2 protein-coding genes are annotated in these 2,728 nt (G+C 75.3%); one reads left to right on the forward strand and one right to left on the reverse strand.

Going from position 1 to position 2,728, the window contains the following annotated elements; translation table 11 throughout:
• A partial coding sequence (locus tag H5J30_RS26035; protein WP_181789784.1) for an AraC family ligand binding domain-containing protein occupies nucleotides 1-438 on the reverse strand: 438 nt, incomplete at its 3' end.
• A gap of 47 nt (nucleotides 439-485) precedes the next feature.
• Between H5J30_RS26035 and H5J30_RS26040 the strand changes: the two genes are divergently transcribed.
• On the forward strand, nucleotides 486-2,728 hold a 2,243-nt coding region (locus H5J30_RS26040; protein ID WP_181789785.1), incomplete at its 3' end, for a DEAD/DEAH box helicase.

Raw genomic sequence — 2,728 nt, forward strand, 5'->3', positions numbered from 1 at the left:
GTTGTCCTCCTCCGCGGCGCGGTGCACCTCGGCGATGAGGCGGGCGCCGCCGGGGTCGTCGACCATCGTCTCGCCGAAGCCCGCCGTCCCGCGGATGGCGGTGACCTCGGCGGCCACTTCGCGGACCAGGCCGGCGGACGGGTAGAGCGTCGAGTACGACCAGCCCTCCGCGGCGCCGGCGCGGGCGGTGTGCGGCACCTCGGGGTTGATCATGACGACCGTGCCGGGGCCGGCCAGCAGCGTGCCGTCCGGCAGTCCGACGGCCTCCACGCCCGCGGTGACGGCGCCGAAGACGTAGCCGTCGTGGGAGTGGGTGGGGAAGGTGTGCCCGACGTAGCGGGCGCGCAGCAGGTCGAGGCCGGGCAGGCTGGTGTAGCGCCAGTGCCGGGCCCACTCGCGGTCGGCGTCGCCCGACGCCCGCGCCGTACGCGACCCCATAGGGACGAGTGTGCTGGGTGTCAGTGGTCGGGTGCACGATGGTTCACATGGCGAGATCGGTGCTGGAGACGTTCGACCCGGCGACGCGGGCGTGGTTCGAGGGCGCCTTCGCCGCGCCCACGGCCGCCCAGGAGGGCGCCTGGCGGGCGCTGGGCGAGGGCTCGGACGTGCTGGTCGTGGCCCCCACCGGCTCGGGCAAGACGCTGGCGGCGTTCCTCTCCGCGCTCGACGGGCTGACGTCCGTCCCGCCGCCCGCGGAGGCGCGCAAGCGCTGCCGCGTGCTGTACGTGTCGCCGCTGAAGGCGCTCGCCGTGGACGTCGAGCGGAATCTGCGCAGCCCGCTCACCGGCATCCGCCAGGAGGCCGTGCGCCTCGGGCGGCCGGAGCCGGAGGTGCGGGTCGCGATCCGCTCCGGCGACACGCCCGCGGCCGAGCGCCGCTCGATCGCCAACCGCCCGCCGGACATCCTCATCACCACGCCCGAGTCGCTGTTCCTGATGCTGACGTCCGCCTCGCGGGACGCCCTGGCCGGGGTGGAGACCGTGATCCTGGACGAGGTGCACGCCGTGGCGGGCACGAAGCGCGGCGCCCACCTCGCGCTCTCCCTGGAGCGGCTGGACGGGCTGCTGCCCCGCCCCGCGCGCCGCATCGGACTGTCGGCGACGGTCCGGCCGGTGGAGGAGGTGGCGCGGTTCCTGTCGCCGGGGCGGCGGGTGGAGGTCGTGCAGCCGCCCTCGGAGAAGCGGTTCGACCTGTCGGTGGTCGTGCCCGTCGAGGACATGGGGGAGCTGGGCGGCTCGCCCGTGCAGGACGACGGCGCGGGCGCCGACCGGCCGTCCATCTGGCCGCGGGTGGAGGAGCGCATCGTCGACCTGGTGGCGGAGCACCGCTCGACGATCGTCTTCGCCAACTCGCGCCGCCTCGCCGAGCGCCTGTGCAACAGGCTGAACGAGATCGCGTACGAGCGCGCGACCGGTGAGCCGCCGGCGGCGGACGCGCCCCCGCCCGCCGAGATCATGGCCCAGTCCGGGGCGGCGCAGGGCGCGCCGCCGGTGATCGCCCGCGCGCACCACGGGTCGGTCTCCAAGGAGCAGCGGGCGCAGGTGGAGGAGGACCTGAAGGCCGGGCGGCTGCCGGCGGTGGTCGCCACGTCCAGCCTGGAGCTGGGCATCGACATGGGCGCGGTGGATCTGGTGGTGCAGGTCGAGTCGCCGCCGTCGGTGGCGTCCGGGCTGCAGCGCGTGGGCCGCGCGGGGCACCAGGTGGGCGCGGTCTCGCGCGGCGTGGTCTTCCCCAAGTACCGCGGCGACCTGGTGCAGTCCGCGGTGGTCACGGAGCGGATGCGCGAGGGCGCCATCGAGTCCCTGCGGATCCCGGCCAACCCGCTGGACGTGCTGGCGCAGCAGATCGTCGCGATGACGTCCATGGACGTGTGGGACGTGGGGGAGCTGCTGGCGCTGGTGCGGCGGGCGGCGCCGTTCGCGGCGCTGCCGGAGTCGGCGTTCACGGCCGTGCTCGACATGCTCGCCGGGCGCTATCCCTCCGACGCCTTCGCCGAGCTGCGCCCGCGCGTGGTGTGGGACCGGGTGGCGCAGACGGTCAAGGGGCGCCCGGGAGCGCAGCGGCTCGCCGTCACCTCCGGCGGCACGATCCCGGACCGCGGCCTCTTCGGCGTCTTCCTCGCCGGCGCCGACCCGAAGAAGGGCGGCGGCCGGGTCGGCGAGCTGGACGAGGAGATGGTCTACGAGTCGCGGATCGGCGACGTCTTCACACTGGGCACCACGTCGTGGCGCATCGAGGACATCACCCGGGACCGGGTGCTGGTCTCCCCCGCCCCGGGGGTGCCGGGCCGGCTGCCGTTCTGGAAGGGCGACCAGCTGGGCCGGCCGCTGGAGCTGGGGCGGGCGCTGGGCGCGTTCCTGCGGGAGCTGAGCGGCATGGACCGGCAGGCTGCGCAGGAGCGGCTGCGGGCGGCGGGGCTCGACACGTGGGCCGCGGGGAACGTGATCGCGTATCTGGAGGAGCAGCGCACCGCCTGCGGGCACGTACCGGACGACCGGACGATCGTCGTGGAGCGCTTCCGGGACGAGCTGGGCGACTGGCGCGTGGTGGTCCATTCGCCGTTCGGCGCGCAGGTGCACGCCCCGTGGGCGCTGGCGCTCGGCGCCCGGCTCACCGAGCGGTACGGGATGGACGCCCAGGTGATGCACGCCGACGACGGCATCGTGCTGCGCCTGCCCGACACCGACCTGATGGGCCTCGACCTGCTCGACGTCGACCCGGCGGGCGG

It is taken from the genome of Streptomyces phytophilus (genome assembly GCF_013870535.1).
GTDB classification, from domain to species: Bacteria; Actinomycetota; Actinomycetes; order Streptomycetales; family Streptomycetaceae; genus Streptomyces; species Streptomyces phytophilus.